Source organism: Mycolicibacter longobardus (genome assembly GCF_002102265.1).
Classification (GTDB): domain Bacteria; phylum Actinomycetota; class Actinomycetes; order Mycobacteriales; family Mycobacteriaceae; genus Mycobacterium; species Mycobacterium longobardum.
Map to the genome: position 1 here is coordinate 14,858 of NZ_LQPG01000008.1, position 16,794 is coordinate 31,651.

The 16,794-nt window shown below is 67.4% G+C and carries 16 protein-coding genes and 2 pseudogenes; 6 read left to right on the forward strand and 12 right to left on the reverse strand.

The features are described from left to right. Nucleotides 1–112 precede the first annotated feature (112 nt). The gene (locus tag AWC16_RS02790; RefSeq protein ID WP_082108488.1) at nt 113–457 is read left to right on the forward strand and encodes a TFIIB-type zinc ribbon-containing protein; all 345 of its coding nucleotides are present in this window, start codon (nt 113–115) and stop codon (nt 455–457) included. Then, entirely contained in the window at nt 441–1,457 is a 1,017-nt protein-coding gene (locus tag AWC16_RS02795; protein WP_085263293.1) for a cation diffusion facilitator family transporter, read from the forward strand. Before AWC16_RS02790 ends, AWC16_RS02795 begins: the two co-directional genes overlap by 17 nt. A gap of 216 nt (nt 1,458–1,673) precedes the next feature. On the opposite strand, the pseudogene AWC16_RS02800 reads toward AWC16_RS02795, so the two are convergent. The 4 genes and pseudogenes from AWC16_RS02800 to AWC16_RS02815 all read right to left on the reverse strand — a co-directional run. After that, a pseudogene (locus tag AWC16_RS02800) lies at nt 1,674–2,871 on the reverse strand (heavy metal translocating P-type ATPase); the annotation flags it as partial. Nucleotides 2,872–2,922: 51 nt separating this feature from the next. Beyond that, entirely contained in the window at nt 2,923–3,414 is a 492-nt protein-coding gene (locus AWC16_RS23350; protein ID WP_133055903.1) for a transposase, read from the reverse strand. A 39-nt stretch (nt 3,415–3,453) separates the two neighbouring features. Next, the gene (locus tag AWC16_RS02810) at nt 3,454–5,802 is read right to left on the reverse strand and encodes a heavy metal translocating P-type ATPase (RefSeq protein ID WP_125078595.1); all 2,349 of its coding nucleotides are present in this window, start codon (nt 5,800–5,802) and stop codon (nt 3,454–3,456) included. A 55-nt stretch (nt 5,803–5,857) separates the two neighbouring features. Beyond that, entirely contained in the window at nt 5,858–6,193 is a 336-nt protein-coding gene (locus tag AWC16_RS02815; RefSeq protein ID WP_414826532.1) for a DUF1490 family protein, read from the reverse strand. A 71-nt stretch (nt 6,194–6,264) separates the two neighbouring features. On the opposite strand from AWC16_RS02815, the gene AWC16_RS02820 reads away from it, so the two are divergent. Beyond that, a complete protein-coding gene (locus tag AWC16_RS02820; protein WP_046285514.1) occupies nt 6,265–6,729 on the forward strand; it encodes a heavy metal-responsive transcriptional regulator in 465 nt (154 codons plus the stop codon). Between the two features lie 85 nt (nt 6,730–6,814). Beyond that, a complete protein-coding gene (locus AWC16_RS02825; protein WP_224864600.1) occupies nt 6,815–7,513 on the forward strand; it encodes a DUF2182 domain-containing protein in 699 nt (232 codons plus the stop codon). A 104-nt stretch (nt 7,514–7,617) separates the two neighbouring features. Here the strand turns inward: AWC16_RS02825 and arsB are convergent. Continuing rightward, nucleotides 7,618–9,128: pseudogene (arsB, locus tag AWC16_RS02835) on the reverse strand (ACR3 family arsenite efflux transporter). Nucleotides 9,129–9,230: 102 nt separating this feature from the next. Further along, a complete protein-coding gene (gene arsM, locus AWC16_RS02840) occupies nt 9,231–10,019 on the reverse strand; it encodes an arsenite methyltransferase (protein WP_046285503.1) in 789 nt (262 codons plus the stop codon). Nucleotides 10,020–10,108: 89 nt separating this feature from the next. Between arsM and AWC16_RS02845 the strand changes: the two genes are divergently transcribed. Continuing rightward, nucleotides 10,109–10,483, forward strand: a complete 375-nt coding sequence (locus AWC16_RS02845; protein ID WP_046285502.1) for an ArsR/SmtB family transcription factor — start codon at nt 10,109–10,111, stop codon at nt 10,481–10,483. A 63-nt stretch (nt 10,484–10,546) separates the two neighbouring features. Here AWC16_RS02845 and AWC16_RS02850 read toward each other — a convergent pair whose 3' ends face one another. The 5 genes from AWC16_RS02850 to AWC16_RS02870 form a co-directional block, all read right to left on the reverse strand. Beyond that, nucleotides 10,547–12,916, reverse strand: a complete 2,370-nt coding sequence (locus AWC16_RS02850; protein ID WP_046285513.1) for a heavy metal translocating P-type ATPase — start codon at nt 12,914–12,916, stop codon at nt 10,547–10,549. Between the two features lie 91 nt (nt 12,917–13,007). Beyond that, nucleotides 13,008–13,316 carry a DUF1490 family protein gene (locus AWC16_RS02855; RefSeq protein WP_276062076.1) on the reverse strand — a complete coding sequence of 103 codons (309 nt, stop codon included), beginning with the start codon at nt 13,314–13,316 and terminating at the stop codon, nt 13,008–13,010. A 50-nt stretch (nt 13,317–13,366) separates the two neighbouring features. Beyond that, the gene (cmtR, locus tag AWC16_RS02860) at nt 13,367–13,723 is read right to left on the reverse strand and encodes a Cd(II)/Pb(II)-sensing metalloregulatory transcriptional regulator CmtR (RefSeq protein WP_046285501.1); all 357 of its coding nucleotides are present in this window, start codon (nt 13,721–13,723) and stop codon (nt 13,367–13,369) included. Between the two features lie 114 nt (nt 13,724–13,837). Beyond that, a complete protein-coding gene (locus AWC16_RS02865; protein ID WP_164517904.1) occupies nt 13,838–14,605 on the reverse strand; it encodes a TniQ family protein in 768 nt (255 codons plus the stop codon). 79 nt (nt 14,606–14,684) lie between these two features. Then, nucleotides 14,685–15,710, reverse strand: a complete 1,026-nt coding sequence (locus tag AWC16_RS02870; RefSeq protein WP_046285499.1) for a TniB family NTP-binding protein — start codon at nt 15,708–15,710, stop codon at nt 14,685–14,687. Nucleotides 15,711–15,872: 162 nt separating this feature from the next. Here AWC16_RS02870 and AWC16_RS02875 point away from each other — a divergent pair, with 162 nt between their 5' ends. After that, a complete protein-coding gene (locus tag AWC16_RS02875) occupies nt 15,873–16,049 on the forward strand; it encodes a YnfA family protein (protein ID WP_350223014.1) in 177 nt (58 codons plus the stop codon). Here AWC16_RS02875 and AWC16_RS25710 read toward each other — a convergent pair. Further along, on the reverse strand, nt 16,020–16,613 hold the full coding sequence (locus AWC16_RS25710) for a hypothetical protein (RefSeq protein ID WP_306341111.1): 594 nt from the start codon (nt 16,611–16,613) through the stop codon (nt 16,020–16,022). The genes AWC16_RS02875 and AWC16_RS25710 overlap by 30 nt on opposite strands. Between the last annotated feature and the right edge of the window lie 181 nt (nt 16,614–16,794).

Genomic DNA, 16,794 nt, shown 5'->3' on the forward strand with positions numbered 1-16,794 from the left:
ACATAGCCGCGGTGCCAGGCGCATGACGAATCGTATGCACACATGCATATGTACGCATTTTTAGATAGACTCCCGGCAGTCGATCGGGAACCGGCCGGAGAGGAGCCGAGAAGTGGAAGACCAGCGCGGATCACGGGAAGCGAGGGAGTCGGCGCTGCTGTGCCCGCGGTGTGCATCGCAGATGCTGCCGGTACAGCGGTTCGGGGTGACGATCGATCAGTGCACCGGCTGCGGCGGCATCTTCCTCGACCTGGGGGAGATTGAGCAGCTCACCGAGGCCGAGCGCCGGTTCTACGCCGCCCAACAGCAGCCGCAGCAACCGCCGCCAGGCGGGTATGTGCCGCAGCCCTACCCGGCGCCGCCGATGTATGCCGAACGCCCCCGACAGGGCGGCTTTCTTGGCGGCTTGTTCAGCGGCGGAGGCTACTACGGGGGGCGCCATGGCGGGCACCACTGACGGCGGCGCCGACGCTACCGCGTCGGCGCCGCGACCTGCCCACGACTCCGGTGCTGGCCGCACCGACGACACCGGGCACGATCACGGCCACGGGGTGTCGGCGGACGCGGACCGCAGGTGGCTGGGGATCGCGCTGGGCTTGATCGTCGCGTTCATGGCCGTCGAGGTGGTCATCGGCCTGGTGGCGAACTCGCTGGCATTGATCTCCGATGCCGGGCACATGCTCACCGACGCGGCGTCGATCGTGTTGGCGCTGATCGCGATCCGGCTGGCGCGGCGTCCGGCGCGGGGCCGCTATACCTACGGGTTCAAGCGGGTGGAGATCTTGTCCGCGCAGGCCAACGGGATCACTCTGCTGCTGCTGACGGTGTGGTTCGTCTACGAAGGGGTGCGCCGGCTGATCACCCCGCCGGAGGTTGCCGGCCCGCTGGTGCTGTTCACCGCCCTGGCCGGGATCGTCGTGAACATTGCCGCCACCTGGTCGATCAGCCGGGCGAACCGCACCAGTTTGAACGTCGAGGGTGCTTTTCAGCACATCCTCAACGACCTGTACGCGTTCATCGGCACCGCGATCGCCGGGGCGGTGGTGTGGGCCACCGGCTTCGCCCGCGCCGACGCTATTGCGGCCCTGGTGGTGGCGGCGTTGATGGCCAAAGCGGGGTGGGGCCTGGTCCGCGAGGCCGGGCGGATCTTTCTAGAGGCCGCCCCCGCAGACCTGGACCCGGCCGAGATCAACGACAGGATCGCCGCGATACCCCAGGTGGTCGAGGTGCATGATCTGCACGTGTGGCAGATCAGCTCCGGTCAGCCGGCGATGTCGGCGCATGTGCTCGTCACCGGCGAAGCCGACTGCCACGCGGTCCGCTCCCGCATGGAAACGGTGCTGCACAACGAGTTTCACGTCGAGCACACCACCGTGCAGATCGACCACGCCACCCCTGATGGCCACACCCGCGTCCGAGGGCTGCGCCCAACCGCGCGGGCCAGTGCCCGCCCATAATCCGGGGTAGCGCGACGTCGTGGCCGCGCGTGCGGCCCCGGCCGGCATACATGTCACCTCGCGGCGCCGCATACCGGCGTTCTGGCTGTCCACCACCATGACTGCTGCGGTTGCGGTGGGCAGATCTTGGTCGGTGACCGTGGGGAACCGCGGATTATGTCGGTTGTCGCGCTGGCCGGCCTGTCGCGGCAATAGTCGTCCCACCGTCACCGTGAGGCGGTCGGGTGTCTTGGGTTGGCCCGGTAAGTGATTTGATGCGTCCGGCGCGCACGCCGTTGGCGATGACGACGACCTCGGTGAGCTCGTGCACAAGCACGACCGCGGCCAGCCCGAGCGTTCCGAACAGCGCCAGCGGCATCAGCACGGCGATGATACCCAGGGATAGTCCGACATTTTGCAGCATGATCTGCCGGGAGCCGTGGGCGTGGTGGAGTGCTTGGGGCAGGTGGCGCAGGTCTTGGCCCATCGGGGCGACGTCGGCGGTTTCGATGGCGACGTCGGTTCCCATGGCGCCCATCGCGATGCCCAGGTCGGCGGCGGCCAGGGCCGGTGCGTCGTTGACGCCGTCGCCGACCATCGCGGTGGGCCGGCGGGCACGCAGCTGCGCGACCCGGTGGGCCTTGTCCTCCGGGCGCAGTTCGGCATAGACGTGCTCGATCCCGGCCTGGGTGGCCAGGGCGGCCGCGGTGGCGTGGTTGTCGCCGGTGAGCATCGTCACCTGATAACCGCCGGCGCGTAACGCGGCGATGACCTCGGCGGCTTCTGGGCGTAGTTCGTCGCGTACGGCGATGGCGCCGAGCAGCACATTGTCGCGTTCGACGAGAACCGCGGTGGCCCCGGCTTGTTGCATGCGCGCCACCTGATCGGCGAGGTCGACGGGGTCGAGCCAGCCGGGCCGACCCAGACGGACGGCATGCCCGTCGAGGCGGCCGGTCAGCCCGGCCCCGGGGATGGCTTGCACGTCACTGGCGGCGGCGGTCGGCGCTGGGGTGGCGGCGAGGATGGCCGCGGCCAGGGGGTGTTCACTGCGGGCCTCCAGCGCGGCCGCCACCGCCAGGACCTCCTCGCGGGTGGCGCCGTTGCTGGTGGCGACGTCGATGACGGTGGGCCGGTTGGCCGTCAACGTTCCGGTCTTGTCTAGGGCGATCGCGCCGATGGTGCCCAGCGCCTCCAGCGCGGCGCCGCCCTTGATCAGTACACCGAGTTTGGAGGCGGCGCCGATGGCCGCCACCACGGACACCGGCACTGCGATGGCCAGCGCGCACGGGGACGCTGCGACCAAAACCACCAGAGCGCGTTCGATCCAGACCAGCGGGCTACCGAAGACGCTGCCAACCCCGGCGATCAGCGCCCCGGCGATCATGATGGTTGGCACCAGCGGTCGTGCGATGCGATCGGCCAGCCGCTGGCTGGTGTCCGTTGTCATTTGATCTGAGGCACTCGTGGCCGTTTGACCTGCGGTGCCTCAGGTCAAATGACAATCCCGATGGACTGAGTTTGCCATGCTATCGGTGGTGAAACGTGCTCGTTTTGGTGGCGGTTTGGAAGTCGACACGTCCAACAGTTCAGCTATCCGGTTCACGTCCCGACAGACGCACTCCGCTGGCATGAGTTCGTGGAAGCGGCTCACCTTCGATGCTGCGGCAGCGAAGTGCGCCGAGGCCTCTTCCAGAAAGGCGATTTCTTTGGCCTGTTGGGCGACGGTCGCTCGTAGCCGCACCAATTCTGCGCGCTCCTGCACCGAAAGCGGTTGTCCTGCAGTGGGGTCCGTCCACTGGGTGTCGGTGCTGCGGACCTTGGCCATCCGCCACCGCTCGTCACGCACCCACGTGTACAGCAGATCCTTGTGCAGGTCTAACTCACGGGCGACCTCGGCAACCCGTCGGTGCCCATCGATCACCATGTGCGCGGCCTTAGCCCGATACTCGGGGGTAAACGAGCGCCGCCGTGGTGGCATTTCCGCATCCTCCGTAACGCCCTCAAGCTGTGATGTCAACTACCTGAGCGGCCGTTGCCGGGGTAACTGTCGACCGAAGCGGCGTAGCCGCAGCGAGTTGGTCACCACGCTGACCGAGGAGAACCCCATCGCGGCACCCGCGATGATCGGGTTCAGCAGGCCGAGCGCGGCAAGGGGGATGGCGGCGGTGTTGTAGCCGAAGGCCCAGCCAAGGTTCTGGTGGATCGTGCGCAGCGTGCGCCGCGAGAGCTGGAGCGCGAGCACCGCACCGTCGAGCCGGTCGGCCATCAGGGTGATGTCGGAGGCTTCGATGGCCACGTCGGTGCCGGTGCCGATCGCAATGCCCAGGTCGGCCTGTACCAGGGCGGGGGCGTCGTTGACGCCGTCGCCGATCATGGCGACTACCCGGCCCTCGTCCTGGAGTCGCCGGACCTCGGTCACCTTGTCCTGCGGTAATACCTCGGCCAGAACCTGGTCGATGCCGACCTGTTGGGCGATCGCGGCCGCGGTGCGGGCGTTGTCGCCGGTGATCATGGCGACCTGCAGCCCCATGGCGTGCAGTCGACGGATCGCGTCGGCGGCGTCGTCCTTGATCGTGTCGGCGACGGCGAGCACACCCACAACTTCCCCGTCTTGGCCGACGAATACCGCGGTGCGGCCCTGCTCTTCGAGCTCCGCAGCTGCCGCGGCAAGGTGCTCAGGCAGCAGCAGATCGTGCTCGTCGACGAGCGTGCGCCGCCCGATCAGCACGGGTCGGCCGTCGATTTCGGCGCGCACCCCGAGCCCGGCGAGGCTGGCGAACGCGGTGGCGGCCGGAACCTCCAGTCCCCGTTCGCGCGCGCCGGCGGCGATCGCCGCGCCGATGGGGTGTTCGGAGCCGGATTCGACCGCTGCGGCGATCCGCAGCACCTGATCACGCTGGTGTCGCTGGCCGGCGACAACATCGGTGAGCCGCATCTGGGCGCGGGTGAGGGTGCCGGTCTTGTCGAACACCACGGTGTCGATCTTCTTGGAGGCTTCCAGCACCTCGCCGCCCTTGACCAGGATCCCCAGGTCCGCGCCGCGGCCGGTGCCGACCATGATCGCGGTGGGGGTGGCCAGGCCCAGCGCGCAGGGGCAGGCGATGATCAGCACCGCCACCGCGGCGGTCATGCCGGCGACCGGGTTGGCGGCGATCAGCGTCCACCCGGCAAACGTCGCGACGGCAACACCGATGACGGCCGGCACGAACACCGCCGAGACCCGGTCGGCCAGCCGCTGGACCGGGGCCTTACCGCCCTGGGCCTGCTCAACGAGGCGGACGATCTGCGCCAGCGCGGTGTCGGCGCCGACGGCGGTGGCCCGTACGGTCAGCAGCCCGTCGGTGTTGACCGTCGCCCCGGCAACACGGTCACCCACCGATTTCTCGACCGGGACGGACTCGCCGGTCAGCATCGACTCATCGACGGCGGCGCGCCCGTCGGTGACCTCGCCGTCGACCGGGATCTTCTCGCCGGGCCGCACCCGCAGCAGGTCTCCGACTTGCACCTGATCCACAGGGACGAGAATTTCTTGTCCGTCGACGAGCAGCCGGGCTTCCTTAGCGCCCATCTCCAGCAGCTTGCTGATCGCCTCCCGCGTCTTGCCGTGGGCCCTGGCCTCGAAATAGCGGCCCAGCACGACGAACGCGATGATCAGCGCCGCGGTGTCGAAGAACAGCGGGCCACCGGCGAGCAGCTCGTAGGTGGAGTAGCCAAACGCGGTCAGTGTGCCCAGCGCGATCAGCGTGTCCATGTTCGCGGTCCACGCCCGCGCCCGCTGCACCGCCCCCTTAAGGAACGGCCACCCCGCAATGAATTGCACCGGCACCGTCGCGGCGAACGCCAGCCAGCCCGCCCACGGGTAAGCGCCGAACAGCATCGGTGCCGACATCGACACCAGCCCCAACGGCCAGGCCAGCCACACCCGCCGCCACCAGGCCCGAATCCCGCGTCTGGCCTCCTCGCGCGGCGACGGCGGGGTCGCGGCGGCCGGCTCGAGGTGATAGCCGATACGATCGAGCGCCTGCCGCAGCCGCTCGATCTCCGGCGGCCGGTCGAGCTCGTCACCGCGCGGCCCCAGCAGCGTTCGCGCGATCCCCCCGACGACCTTGCCCACAATGCCGCCGCTGCCGACATCGGCCGAGTGCGGGACACGCGCGGGCACTGACGCCGCGGGAATGTGCTCGGCATCGGCGATCGCCGACACGATGGCCGCGGTGTCGCACCGGCTGGGCGAATACCAGACCACCACCGATCCCGTGCGCGGATAGGCCTGCACGGCGCGCACACCGCTCACCGTGGCGACCGTGTCCTCGATCGCAGCGGCACGGGCCTCATCGAACTCAACCCCGGTGGCGCGCACATGCATGCGGCCCGCCGCGGCGGATACCACGACCGGCGTGGCACCGGCATCCGGAGTAGCTTCAGCGGTCAGCATCATCAGGCTCACTGGTTGTCATCCGGGTCGCGTCGGCCGCCGCTGGCGGTGGGACTTCCTCCCCGAGGCTTTCGACCGCCTCGGCCAGCACGTCGGCCACCGTCAAGCGAGCCCGCTCGGCGGTCTCCCTGGTCTTGCGCTCGGTCGTTCGCGCAACGCGCAGACCCCAGGCGGTAGCCTTGACCGTTGCCTTGCGCCACGGAGCCTTCGCCAATGCCGTGTGCAGCGCCGCATAGGCCGCAAACGCCACCGCGTGGCTCACCGGCGGCGCCGCCTTTCCCAATACTCCCTGCCGCACCATCGCGAACACTCCCTTCCTCATCGTTGCCCCGTCAAGCGGTGACGAACCCATCCTTGACCTTCCAGTGCACTGGAAGGTCAAGGATGGGTGACATGCAGATCGGCGAGCTTGCGAAACTCAGTAACACCAGCGCGAAAACCATTCGCTTCTACGAAGACTCGGGGTTGCTGCCGCCTCCGGCGCGCACGGCGTCGGGGTATCGCGACTATGGGCCCGAGTTCGTGGACCGGCTGCGGTTCATCCATCGAGGCCAAGCGGCGGGGCTGACCTTGCAGAAGGTGCGCCAGATCCTGGCGATCCACGACCGGGGCGAGGTGCCGTGCGGGCACGTGCGACAAGTCCTTAGTACCCGTCTCGACCAAGTCCGCGCGCAGATCGCCGAACTTGTCGCCCTCGAAGGCCACTTGCAGACCCTTCTCGACTACGCGGCGCACGCCGCGCCCACCGAACACGACCAGTCCACGGTGTGCTGGATTTTGGAAAGCGACCTGGATGCCGAGGTCCCCGTCGACCTCAGCCGTCCCCGCGACGAGACAGCGGGCGCCGGTGGCGGATAGAAGGCCTGACCAAGACGGCAGCGACGTGCCCGGGCGGTCATGGACCGATGTGTGGTTGCCGGCAGTCCTGCTGAGTGTGGCAGGGGTGGGCTGGTGGTGGTCGGTGGTCAGCGCCCGCGGCATGGGCGGCGACACAATGACCATGGACGGCGACTCAGGAATGTCCATGGGGGGCCAGTCACCGATGTCGTTCTCCGCGTTCCTCATCGCGTGGGTGGCCATGATGGCGGCGATGATGCTTCCCGCGGTCGTGCCCGTGGTTCGCTCCTACGCCCGCGCCGCCGCGGCTCCGGCGCTCATCTTCGTCGCCGGATATTTGGCGCTGTGGAGCGCCACCGGCATCCCTGCCTTTGTCGCGTGGAGCCACTTCACTGGACCGGTGGCGCACGGATCTGGGTGGGCCGGCCGCCTGGCCGGCGCGGTGGCCGTCGCCGCCGGGCTGTATCAGCTCACACCGCTGAAGGCGACCTGCCTGCGGCACTGCCGCTGGCCGATGCCGTTGTCTCTGCCGCCCGGCCAGCGCCCCGACTACGGTCTGGCACGGGCGCTTGTTGCCGGCGGCCGCTACGGCATGTTTTGCCTAGGCAGTTGCTGGATGCTGTTCGTACTCCTGATCGCCCTCGGCACCATGCAATTGGCGTGGATGCTGTCGCTTTCGGTGGTGATCTGGCTGGAGAGAACGGCCCCCTTCGGCGACCGGGTCAGGCGCTGGACAGCGGCGACGCTCGTAGTTGTTGGCGTTGCGCTGCTGGTGCATCCCGCATTTGTCAGCCACCTCGTCTAATGAAACTCGTCATCACCACGACGCAGCAACCGTGGCTCAAGGCCCTGGCCACGGGCCCAGTAATGGGTTGGCTGGCCAGGTTTGTCGCGTCGTCACCTGGTCGATCAGTCGTTTCCGGCGGCGGGCAGAAGTTCGGCGATCAGGGCGTGGACGCGGTTGGCGATGTCGTCGCGGATGGAGCGGACGACCTCGAGGGGTTGGCCGGCGGGGTCTGGCAGTTTCCAGTCGCGGTAGGTGATGCCCGGGTAGTAGGGGCAGGTGTCGCCGCAGCCCATGGTGATCACGACGTCGCTGGTCTGCACGGTGTCGGCGGTGAGCACCGTGGGCGTGTTGGCGGTGATGTCGATGCCCCGTTCGGCCATTGCGGCCACGGCGGCCGGGTTGATCTGGTCGGTGGGTTCGGTGCCCGCGGAGCGGACTTCGATGCGGTCGTCGGCCAGGTGGGTGAGCAGTGCGGCCGCCATTTGGGAGCGTCCGGCGTTATGCACGCAGACGAACAGGACGCTGGGTTTATCAACCATCAGCGGGCACCGCTTGGCTCGGGTTGTGGTCGAAACAAGCGGGTGCGCAGCGCCAAGGACACGTAGACCAATCCGACCAGCACGGGTACTTCGATGAGTGGGCCGACGACCCCGGCCAAGGCTTGCCCGGAGGTAGCGCCGTAGGTGGCGATCGCCACGGCGATCGCGAGTTCGAAGTTGTTGCCGGCGGCGGTGAACGCCAACGTGGTGGTGCGCGGGTAGCCGACCTTCAGGACGGCGCCGAGCAGGTAGCCGCTGGCCCACATGATGGCGAAGTAGGCCAGCAGTGGCACCGCGATGCGGGCGACATCGAAAGGCCGGGAGGTGATTTGGTGGCCCTGCAGGGCGAACAGGATGACGATGGTGAACAACAGCCCATACAGTGCCCACGGGCCGATACGGGGTAAAAACTGTGACTCGTACCAGGGCCGGCCCTTGGCCCGTTCACCGAGGCGGCGTGACAGGTACCCGGCCAGCAGCGGGATGCCCAGGAAGATCAGCACGGATTTGGCGATCTGCCACGGCGAGACCTCGATCCCGGTCTGGGGCAGGTGAAGCCAGCCGGGCAGCACCGAGAGGTAGAACCAGCCCAGCGCGGCGAACATGAGGACTTGGAAGATCGAGTTCAACGCGACCAGCACCGCGGCGGCTTCGCGGTCCCCGCAGGCCAGGTCGTTCCAGATGATGACCATGGCGATGCAGCGGGCCAGCCCGACGATGATCAACCCGGTTCGGTATTCGGGCAGATCGGGCAGCAGCAGCCAGGCCAGGGTGAACATCACCGCCGGACCGATCAGCCAGTTCAACACCAGCGAGGACACCAGCAGTTTGCGGTCGGAGGTGACCTCGCCGAGCTGGTCGTAGCGGAGCTTGGCCAGCACCGGATACATCATCACCAACAACCCAAGGGCGATGGGCAACGAAACCCCGTCAACCTCGATAGCGCTGAGTTCCGCTCCCAGGCCTGGCACCAGCCGCCCCAACAACAGGCCGGCGGCCATCGCTACCCCGATCCACAGCGGCAAGAACCGGTCCAGTGTGGAGAGCTTGGCGGCCACTGCGGGTGCAGCAGTCGATACGGCGGTGTCACTCATAGGTTTCTCTCCCGATGCGCGAACGGTCAGCCGCTTCGCTGGCAACTATCAACGTGAAGTGGGTTGGGGTGTGAGGGCGCGGTCGCGTTGTCTGCGGCTGCCTCAGTCAGACGATGCGGCGGGTTTGGTGGCGCGGATGATCGCGCCGTGCATTCCTTCGGCCACCTGGTGGGTGAACGTCACTGAGGCATCGACGAATCCGGCCGCGGCCAGTCCGTCCAGATACTCCTGGCGGGACAGTGCCCCGGCGATGCAGCCGACGTAGGAGCCGCGTTCGGCGCGCTCGGCCGCGCTGAGGTGGTCTTCGGCGACGACGTCGGAGATCCCGATCCGCCCTCCTGGGACCAGGACGCGGAACATCTCGGCGAGCACGGCGGGTTTGTCGGCGGACAGGTTGATCACGCAGTTGGAGATCACCACGTCGACGGCGGCGTCGGGCAGCGGGATGTCCTCGATGGTGCCCTTGCGGAACTCGACGTTGGCGGCGCCGGCCTTGGCTTTGTTCTCCTCTGCGAGGGCCAGCATTTCATCGGTCATGTCGACTCCGTAGGCAAACCCGTTCGGACCCACCCGGCGGGCCGACAACAACACGTCGATGCCGCCGCCAGACCCGAGGTCGAGCACGCGTTCACCGGGGTGTAGGTCGGCGACCGCGGTCGGGTTGCCGCAGCCCAGGCTGGCTGCGAGTGCGTCGGCGGGAATAGCGGAGTGCTCGTCGGCGTCGTAGAGGCCGGCGCCGAAGATGGTGCCGATTTCGGCCGAATCGCTGGACCCGCAGCAGCTCGCCGCGGTCAGCACCTCGCTGTTGGTGGCGCCGCCGCCGATCGCGGTGGCGGCCGCACCGTAGCTGGCCCGGACCTGATCGCGCAGTTCGTTGTGGTCGGTGGTCATCCGACCCCACTCCTTTCATCGACAGCTATCTATGGGTGCAGTGTGCACGAAGCATCGATACCTGTCAATGCGTGTGTCATACTAGGGCCATGCCCGCCACGGTCACGTCCCCAACCGATCGCGATGACTCGGGCAGTCTTGCGGCGTGCTGCAGCCCGATCATTGACGGCGTGCTGGACGCGGTGGCCGCCGAGCGACTGGCTGGCGTGCTTAAGGCGCTGGCCGAGCCGACCCGGCTGCGGCTGGTGTCGCTGATTGCGGGCCATGAGGGCGCCCAGGCGTGTGTGTGCGACCTGACCACCCCGGTGGGGCTATCCCAGCCGACCGTATCGCACCACCTCAAAATCCTGGTCGAGGCCGGCCTGCTGGAACGCACTCAGCGCGGCAAATGGGCCTACTACCGGTTAGTGCCCGCCACCCTGGATGTGCTCGGCGGGGTGTTCGCCCGCGCCAGCCACCGGTGACACGCATCCACTTCGCGGCTGAATGTGCGCGGTTAGTCGACGGTTAGTCGGGGCTAAACAGGGCTAAACACGCTTTGTCTTGGCGACTTGCATGCTGGCGCTAACTTCAGTCGCCCTGCGGCCGTCGGGTGTCTTGTGTTGCCCCGAGAGGGGTTTGAGGCGCCCGGCGCGCATACCGTTGGCGATGACGACCACTTCGGCAAGTTCGTGGACCAACACGACGGTAGCCAGGCCGAGGGTTCCGAACACCGCCAGCGGCATCAGCACTGTGATGATTGTCAGCGATAGCCCGACGTTTTGCAGCATGATCTGCCGGGAGCGTCGGGCGTGGTCTAGTGCTTGGGGCAGGTGACGCAGGTCTTGGCCCATCAGGGCGACGTCGGCGGTTTCGATCGCGACGTCGGTTCCCATGGCACCCATTGCGATTCCGAGGTCGGCGGCGGCTAGGGCAGGTGCATCGTTGACGCCGTCGCCGACCATCGCGGTGGGCCGCTGGGCGCGCAGTTGTGCAATCAGGGCAGCCTTGTCTTCGGGGCGCAGTTCGGCATAAATGTGCTGGATTCCAGCTTGGGTGGCCAGCGCCGCAGCGGTGGCAGGGTTGTCGCCGGTGAGCATCGCGACCTGGTAGCCGCGGTCGCGCAGTCCGGTGATGACCCCGGTGGCTTCTGGACGTAATTCGTCGCGGACGGCGATGGCACCGAGCAGCTGTCCACCGCGTTCGACGAGAACCGCTGTGGCCCCGGCTTGTTGCATGTGCGTCACGTGATCGGCAAGGTTGGCGGGGTCGATCCAGCCAGGCCGTCCCAGTCGGATGGCTTGCCCCTCGAGGTGGCCGGTCAGCCCAGCCCCAGGAACGGCATGCACGTCACTCGCGGCGGCCACCGGCGCTTGGGCAGCGGCGAGCACGGCCGCGGCCAGGGGGTGTTCACTGCGGGCCTCGAGCGCGGCCGCCACCGCCAGCACCTCCTCGCGGGTGGCGGCACTGGTGGTGGCGACGTCGATGACGACCGGCCGGTTGGCGGTCAACGTTCCGGTTTTGTCCAGGGCGACGGTGCCGATGGCGCCCAGGGCCTCCAGCGCGGCGCCGCCCTTGATGAGTACGCCGAGTTTGGAAGCGGCGCCGATGCTCGCTACGACGGTGACGGGTACCGCGATGGCGAGCGCGCATGGGGAGGCTGCGACCAGCACCACCAGTGCGCGTTCGATCCAGACCACCGGGCTACCGAAGACGCTGCCGGCCCCGGCGATCAGCGCCCCGGTCATGATGATGCCGGGCACCAGCGGCCGCGCGATGCGGTCGGCCAGGCGTTGGCTGGCGCCTTTGCGGGCTTGTTCGGCTTCCACGATGTGCACGATTCGCGCCAGCGAGTTGTCCTCAACGGTGGCGGTGACCTGAACCTGCAGCACTCCGGACCCGTTGATCGACCCGGCGAACACCTCATCACCGATTCCGGCCTCTACCGGCACCGATTCGCCGGTGATCGCCGAGATGTCTAGGGCGGTGTGCCCGGCACGAATAATGCCGTCGGTGGCCAGGCGTTCCCCGGCTTTGACAATCATCTGATCGCCGACGCGCAGTTCGGTTGTGGCGATCTCGGTTTCGACACCGTCGCGCAGTACGGTGGCCTGGTCCGGCACCAGCGCCAGCAGGGCGCGCAGGCCGCGACGGGTGCGGGCCACCGCGTATTCCTCCAGGCCCTCGCTAACCGAGAACAAAAACGCCAGCATGGCGGCCTCACCGACCTGACCGAGTCCGACCGCGCCGAGCGCGGCGGTGGTCATCAACGTGCCGACACCGAGGCGGCCCTCGGCCAGTCGCTTAGCGGTTGAAGGCACAAACGTCGAAGCACCCACCGCGAGCGCCACGACTTTCAATCCCAGTGCCACCGGCCCGAATGGAGTCAGCCACGCCGTCACCAGTGAGGCGCCCAGCATCACCCCGGAGAACGCGGCTCGCCGCAGCTTGGCGACGCCCCACAGCCGCTGCGACCCGGGCTGGCCGGTGTCGTGGTCACAGCAGCCGCCGCTTCCTTCCCCTGACCGTTGGGAAACCATGTCAGCGTGCCCACCTGATCGCGTCCGCGAGCTCCAGTCGAGAATTCGCTGCACCAGACCGGGGTTGCGCCCATCGACCGAGTGCGGTGCCCGCGGGGGCACCGACTTCGCAGGGATGTGCTCGGCGTCGGCGATCGCCGACAAGATGGCCGCGGTGTCGCAGCGCTCGGGCGAATACCAGACCACCACGGACGCCGTGCGGGGGTAGGCGTGGACGGTATCCACACCGGCCACCTTGGCGACCGTGTCCTCGATCGCGACAGCTCGCATCGCGTCGAAGTGAAACCAGGGCGCATGCACACGTATCCGTCCGGCGCCCGCGGACACTACGCTCAGTGCGGGCCCGGTATCGGTGGACGCTCCAGTAGTCTGCACGATCAACCTTCCTCGTGGATACGGGCGAACCGATTTTCGCCACAATCGGCCGTGGACTTACCCCGCCGCCGAGAAACCGGCGACGGCTCGTCACTCAGCAGCAGTCGTCATCGTCGGTCTTGGCGCCAACCGGCGCAGCGGCATCCTCGCCGATGCGTTCGCGGGCCTCGGCGACCACGTCGGCGACTTTCAGCCGGGCCGACTCTGCTGCCACTTCTGCGCGTCGGGTTCCGCGCAGACCCCACTCGGTTGCGGTGACCGCGGCTCGGTGCACCGGAGCGGTTCCCACGGCCTTGCGCAGTATTTCGTAGGCGCTCACCCCGACCAGCCCGGTGAATACCGTCCCGGCCGCTCTAGCCATGAGTCCATGTGAAGCCACTGCTAACCCCTTCTGTTCGTTCATCTCACTGCGATTGAGCTACTGCGATCGTCGAGTTACCCGAGCAATCTCGGTCATCGACCAACGGGTAGCTCGGCTGCTGCCGACATGACGTGCTCGTCGGCACAGGGTTGGTCGGTATCCACCGCGAGAACAACCTGGACCAATTCGCCCAAGGCCCGGGCGAGGTGGCTGTCGGCCAGCGCATAGCGAACCTGCCGACCCTCATAGGTGGCGATGACCAGCCCACAGCCCCGCAAACACGACAGGTGATTGGACACATTCGACCGCGTCAACTCCAGGTGTGCAGCCAGCTGGCCCGGATAGCACACCCCGTCTAGTAGGGCCACCAGAATCCGGCACCGTGTCGGGTCCGCCAGCGCCCGGCCCAGCCGGGCCAGCGCCGATTCCCGCCTCTCACACGTCAGCATGTACCAAACAGTACAGTAGATGCTGATATAACAGCAAGGGCTGAATTGTGTGGTACCGGTTCGCAAGCCCGCCGTCAGCCATGACATCACTCAGCTGGCCCGTCCCTGGAACGCTTATCGGCTGGTCGTGGGGTCCGCGCGATTTGCGTTGTGTGCGCGGCGTACGGCGCTGAGCTGTTGATCGTGGATCCACTGCTCGATGGGTCGGGTGTGGTCACGGCGCTGGGGAAACCGGCGTCCGATGCTGACGTAGACCGCGTCGACTACGCGAGTTCGCGCGGGTGTTGCTGCCACGCTGTTCCAGATCCGGACGCGAGCATCGGCCAGGATGGCGGCCAAGGCGATCAGGTCGGGGTAGGCGGCGATATGCGTGTCAACGTCGTCGGGCGGCAACTCCGAGGGGCTTGTGCTGCGTGCCCACCAGCGGCGGATCCGCGCGGCATCCTTGACTGCGAACCGTGCGGTGCCGTTGTGACGGCGATGCAATCGGGCATGGTGCTGCGCGGCGGCCAGGACGAGGGGTGTGCAGTGCAGGTCGCGTTGATCTTCGAGGGTGTAGGTGCCCGGGCCGATCCATCGGCGGTGGCGGCGGCAGACGGTGGCGTAGTCGGGTAACCAGCAGTAGACAGGCTCGTAGACACCGCGGCGTGCCATGCAGAGCCGGCAGGCGGGCCGCGCGTGGCGGCGTTGGCGGGTGGGGTCGCGGTCGCGGTTGGCCAGCCCGATGAGCCGGGCTTGAAGGGAGGCCACAGGCTGGCTGCTGACGGTTGCCAACCAGTCCGGCCGGGGACGGCAGATCGCAGGGCCGTCGGCCAGGTAGCGCCGCAGCTGCCGGGGTTCCAGGTGGTTAGCGTGCGCGAGGCGATCAAGATAGGACTGCACGGTTTCTGCGCGAAACGGTGTGACGGTTCGCGGTAACGGCGCCGTAGGCCCGATAGGCCACACCGGCCGGATCGACGCCTCAGCTCGCATGGCGTTGCGCCGATGTTTGGGCCGCGTAGTCGATGAGCACGGTGTCCATCAGATCTCGGGTGCCGCTCTCGGTTTCGTCGAGCATGCTGCGGATCGCCGCCGAGCGGATCAGGTGCGCCAGGCTTCCGATCATGCCGCCGGTGCGTTGATGCAGGTACTTGGCCTCGGCGACCAGCGTTCCGGCGTTGTGGCAGTGCAACCGCAGCGTGCCTTCCATCGCGGCCACCAACGACTTCCATTCCCCGGCATACGGGAACGGGCTGGTGTTGATCACCCCGCAACGCCCGGCCAACTGGCGCCCGCGGGTGCCAGTGAACACCCCGGAGAGCTCCACGTCGATGCCCGCGTAAACGAAGGTGGCAGGTAGGTGTTCGGTGAAGTACTTCAGGTGATCGGACAGTTCCTCGCCGGCGCGGGTATCGAGGTTGAGGTTGTGGATCTCGTCGACGATCACGATGTCGGTGCGGGCGTCGATGAGGACCTGGCAGACGGCGTCGGCGATGTCGGTGACATTCATCCGCGGTTGCATCGGCGGAAGGCCCAGAAATCGGGCGAACTCCATCGCGAGTTTGCGCGGCGAGCCTTTCGGCGGCGCGGTCACGTAGACGACCGGGATCCGGGACTTGTCGGCGAATCGTGTCCGGATCCGCAGTTCGTGAAACCGGCCGAGCTGTTTGACCGCGGTGGTCTTCCCGGTCGCGGCCGCCCCGGAAATGATCAGCCCGCGCCGGGCGCCGATCTCGCGTTGGTTGAGCAGGGTCAACAGCCGGCCTTCGTTGGTGATGCGCTGGATCGCCGACGTGGTGACCACAACCAGTTCACTGTGGTGCGCTACACGGGCTTCGTTGTAGCTGGTCCGCTCGGTCTCCGACAGGGCGCTCCACTGCGCATCGGGCAGCAGGGTGAACTCGGGCGGGTCTGCATCAACGAAACGGCGCCAACCCTCCAGCGTGGTGGTGGGTTGGCGCCGGTCCTCGAGTTGGCTCACCGGCGCAAACGTGTTCACAGCCGCCACGATTCAGCCTCCTTGCGTGCATCGAACACCGGAAGTGGAATGACCTGCGCGATCTCGATGTCCTCGCCGTCCTCCCCGCTGCCTGGTGGCTGGACCAAATAGTACAGTCAACGCTGATATAATGGCAGGAGTTGAATCACCCTCCGATGCTCACGAGCCCGGATTCTGGCCGCCTACGGCGGCGTCTTCGTTGCCGGTTCGCCGGCCTGGGGCCGTGCTCCTCGATGGGTTGCGGCCCGGCCACTGGGATGTGATTGGCGCCCTGTCTGCCTGGTCGGCGTTGCCGTGATCGTGTATGCGATGCGGCCACTAACTTTCGGCCGCAACCGCCCGTCGTAGCGCGGCAAATATCAACTCGCGGGTGGGCAGGTCCAACCGACAGAAATCCCCTGTCGGCGGCTGATCGGGACACATCACATCGGTCCCGTCGATCAGCACCGACGGTGACGGAAACGGGCCGACGCGCTCAACGATCGCCGTATCGATCCCGAGTACGGCCAGACAGTCGACCAGCAATTCATGGGCCGCTGCCGCATTTGGGCAGTCTGAGCTGCTCAGAATCTCAACACGCATTCCACGGCCCTCCAACATCCTCGGCAGCGGCACCTCACGTGAGTCACTTTCCGCGACCCGCTGACAGTTGTAGCCCGGGCTCGACACGCCGGGTAGCTCGGCCGTCGCGGGTACGTCGTGGCAGGCGCAGTCCGCGGCGGCGAGCTCGAGGCGGCTCGCCTTCGATCCCGCGGCCGCAAAGTGCGCCGAGACCTCTTCCAAAAAAGGCGATTTCCCTTTCCTGCCGGGCAACGGTCGCCTGCGGCCGCACCAATTCCGCGCGCTCCTGCACCGAACGCTGCTGTCCACGACCGGAATCAGTCCGTTGAGCGTCGACAGCCCCGCCGACACCGCCTGAACCGGACTCCGGGCCGAATGGTCGCAAACTGCCCAGAACACAACGGACCACGCGTTCCCAAATCGACGCGATCACGTTTCCACGGCTTCGCGCCTACCACTGTCTACCAGGAGCTCGAACTTTTTAGACACGTCCCCGGGGGCCGGAGACCGGCTGAAATAGGTGTCGAAACCC